General features: G+C 71.5%; 2 protein-coding genes and 1 pseudogene. 2 read left to right on the top strand and 1 reads right to left on the bottom strand.

All coding sequences use genetic code 11. The features are described from left to right. Nucleotides 1-523 (bottom strand): annotated as a pseudogene (locus tag V7Q31_RS18120) (bifunctional metallophosphatase/5'-nucleotidase); the annotation flags it as partial. Between the two features lie 287 nt (nt 524-810). On the opposite strand from V7Q31_RS18120, the gene V7Q31_RS18115 reads away from it, so the two are divergent. Then, nucleotides 811-2,283 (top strand): pyruvate kinase, encoded by a 1,473-nt coding sequence (locus V7Q31_RS18115; protein ID WP_333835247.1) that lies wholly within the window; start codon nt 811-813, stop codon nt 2,281-2,283. 345 nt (nt 2,284-2,628) lie between these two features. Then, nucleotides 2,629-3,342, top strand: coding sequence for a hypothetical protein (locus tag V7Q31_RS18110; protein ID WP_333835246.1), 714 nt, complete (start codon nt 2,629-2,631; stop codon nt 3,340-3,342). Nucleotides 3,343-3,469 lie beyond the last annotated feature (127 nt).

Genomic DNA, 3,469 nt, shown 5'->3' with positions numbered 1-3,469 from the left:
CTAGCCCTGCGGCGGAGGCGGCGCGATAGCCGGCGTCGGCCGCGAACTCCTCCGGCGCCCAGCCCATCAGCTCGTCGAAGACCGAGCCGGTGTGGTCGTCGCCCGCCGAGACAAACAGCGCGATCTCGTTTTCGGCGGCGGCGGCGCGGGCTGCGCGCACCTTTGCGACGATCTGACTGAACCGGTGCGTGTCGCCTCGCGCAGCGTGCATCTCGGTGAGGAAATTGTGCATGTCGTTGATGTGGAGGATGCGCAGCACCCGGCGCTCGCCCTCGGGCAAAGTCGGCGCGGGCGTCGGCGCGCCGTCGGCGGCCACGATCCGTTCGATCGGGCCGGCCAGCGGGTCGCCGATGAGAACGAAGGCCCGCTCGACCACGCCGTTCGGATTGGGCGCGACTTCGCGCAGCGACAACTCCCGCGGCCCCGCCTGAGCGCTGGCGCGGAAGACGAGCGTCGGCGTCAGGGCGGCGGCGGAGGCGCCGGCGATGAAAGTGCGGCGCGTGGGGGCGACGGGCGATCGCATGGCGGCTCTCCTTCTGGCTTTCGAACCGCGTAGAGGCGTCATGTGACGTCTGCTTGCGCGCCGGGAACTCTCGGCCCGCGACTTAACGTCCCGGAGTTCGTAGGGCGCGGCGGGTCGCACACGACGGTTGGCTCGACATGCGCCGCGGACGAGCGCCGGGCTGGCGAGCCGCGTCCGATGAAGTTGGCGCACACCGCACTTTCGGTCTCGAGCGTCGCCCCCAACGCCCCTCGCCGTCATCTGGTTGTCATGTCAGCCCGCTAAGCTGCGGCGATTGGAGGTTCCGAATGGACGAGCCTGACCTGGCCGAGTTGTTGCGCGACGTCGACGCGCTGCGCGCGTCGGTGGACGCTGACGGCGCGCAGATCGAGGCGCGCTGGCATGGCTGGGTCGAGGCGGAGGATTTCGCGCCGAGCGCGGCCAATCTCGCGCGCTATCTCGCCTTTCGCCGCCGCGATCTGCGGCGCTTGCAGCGCTGCCTGATGGAGGCGGGGCTCTCGTCGCTGGGTCGCGCCGAAAGCCGGGTGACGCCCACGCTGGAGGCGGTGTCGGCCTTGCTGGCGGCGGCGCAGGGCGCGACGTGGCGGCCAGTCCCGTCGGAGGCCTTCCATGCCGGCGAGAGGCGCATCGCCGCCCGGGCCGATCTCCTCTTGGGCGCGCCGTCCAGCCACAGTCCGATCCGCCTTCTGGTCACCCTGCCGAGCGAGGCCGCCGACAACGCGGATTTCGTCGCGCGCCTCGCCGATCTCGGCGTCGAAGCCGTGCGGATCAACTGCGCCCATGACGACGAGGCGGTCTGGGCGCGCATGATCGCCCATGTCGGTCGCGCTCCCGACCCGATGGGGCGGCGGATGCGGATCATGATGGATCTGGCCGGGCCGAAGATCCGCACTGGCGAAAGCCGCGACGACAAGCATCTGCGCCGGGTCGCCGTCGGCGACGAACTCGCCATCGCCGCGCCGGGTCGACTCCACGCCGCGCCGCCCGCGACGGCCGCGATCGAATGCACGCTGACCGAAGCGCTGCGCCGGATCGAGCCGGGCCAGCGCATCCTGCTCGACGATGGAAAACTGGACTTGACCGTGCTGCGCCGCGAAGAATGGGGCGTGGTCGCGAAGATCGTCGGCGGACCGCGCGAGAAGGGCTACAAGCTCAAACCCGAGAAGGGCGTCAACTTCCCCGACACCGAGATCGAAGTCCCCGCGCTGACCGACGAGGACAGCGAGGCCCTGCGCTTCGTCGCGCGCCATGCGGACGGCGTCGGCTTCTCCTTCGTGCAGGATGTCGAGGACGTGCGTCTTCTTCAGGATGCGCTCGCGCGCGAGCGGCCGGACGACTGGCGCCGCCTCGGGCTCCTGCTCAAGATCGAGACGAAGCGCGCCGTCCGCAATCTCCCGGATCTGCTGGTCCGCGCCGCGGGCCGGCAGCCGACTGCGGTCATGATCGCCCGCGGCGATCTCGCCGTCGAGATCGGCTTCGCGCGGCTGGCGGAGATGCAGGAGGAGATCCTCTGGATTTGCGAAGCCGCCCAGATCCCGGCGATCTGGGCGACCCAGGTGCTCGAAAGCCTGATCAAGACCGGCCTGTCCTCGCGCGGCGAGATGACGGATGCGGCGATGGCCGCGCGCGCGGAATGCGTGATGCTCAACAAGGGGCCGTTCGTGTTCGAGGGGATCGCCGAAATCGACCGGCTGATCGGTCGGATGAGCGAGCACATCAGCAAGAAGACCCATCAGCTGCGCCCGCTCCGAAGCTGGTGAGGACGGGGAGAGCTCGACGGCGATGCGTCCGCCGCGAACAGATCGGGCGCCGCGACTGAACGGGCCCGCCGCCTCGGCCTCGGCGATACGGCGCGCCTTGCGCCGTCGGCTGCTTCAATGTTCGGAGGCGGTTGTTCATGGACCCCTGACTCGCTCACGCGGAACTTCATGGACGGTCCGCTGGGCCACGCGAGCCCCCGCCGGGTCCGCGTTGGGGCGTTGACGCCGGCCGACGCGCGCGCCGTCCGGACCGATACTCTCGCCGTCAGGCTCGGCCAGAGAGGGCGCCATGTCCCCTGACGTCACGCCTCCCCGATCCGCCATCTCGTCGCCGAGGGCTTCACGGTGTTCGCGATCTCGTGGCGCAATCCGACGGCGAGGCAGCGCGACCTCGGGCTCGACGACTATCGCCGCCTCGGGATCATGGGCGCGCTCGACGCCGTCGACCGGATCGCGCCCGGCGCGCGCGTCCATGGCTGCGGCTACTGTCTCGGCGGCACGCTGCTCGCCATCGCGGCGGCGACCATGGCGCGCGACGGCGACGCAAGGCTCGCGAGCCTGACGCTGCTCGCCGCGCAGACCGACTTCGCCGAAGCCGGCGAGCGGATGCTGTTCGTGGACGAAAGCCAGATCGTCTTTCTCGAGGACATGATGTGGGACCGCGGCTACCTGGACGGCGGCGAGATGGCGGCGGCCTTCGGCGCGCCGCCGGCGAGTTCGAGCGCCTCGGCCACCGCCTGCGCAGTCGCGCCCCGGTCGCCGGTGAACAGGACCGGCGCGATCCCCGCGGCGCGCAGCGCGCCGCCGGAAAGCCGCGCCCCGTCGACTCGGGGGCGCGGCGCCGAAACGTCGGTTGTCGCGGTCGACCTGCGCGCCGCGTGCGCGAGCGCCTCCGCCGCAGCGGCGAGCGCCGTGTCGGGCGAACCGCCGTGCGTCAGGTGGAGGATCAGGCTGCCGCTCGCTGTGCGCGTCTCGAACCCCGCGAGGCGCGGGTCGCCCGCCAGCGCCGCGCCGGAACGCAGAGGCGGATCCGGCGAGGCGTCTGACGCGCGATGCTGAAAGCCGTCTGGTTGGCCATGTTCCGCGCCCGTCCGAGGCGCGAGGCTATTCCCGTCCGTCCGCTGCGTCGCTGCGCCGCCGTTGGGCCGGCTTGTCAGGCCGTCGTCTGCGCGACCGCCTTCGGCCG

Source organism: Rubrimonas sp., from assembly GCF_036788415.1.
Lineage (GTDB): Bacteria > Pseudomonadota > Alphaproteobacteria > Rhodobacterales > Rhodobacteraceae > Rubrimonas.
Note: the sequence above shows the minus strand (reverse complement) of the source record. Positions and strands in the feature narration are given on the sequence as shown.

Excerpts from the sequence above, each read along its gene's own strand:
- V7Q31_RS18115 (WP_333835247.1), top strand. The coding sequence starts at position 811 with ATGGACGAGCCTGACCTGGCCGAGTTGTTGCGCGACGTCGACGCGCTG.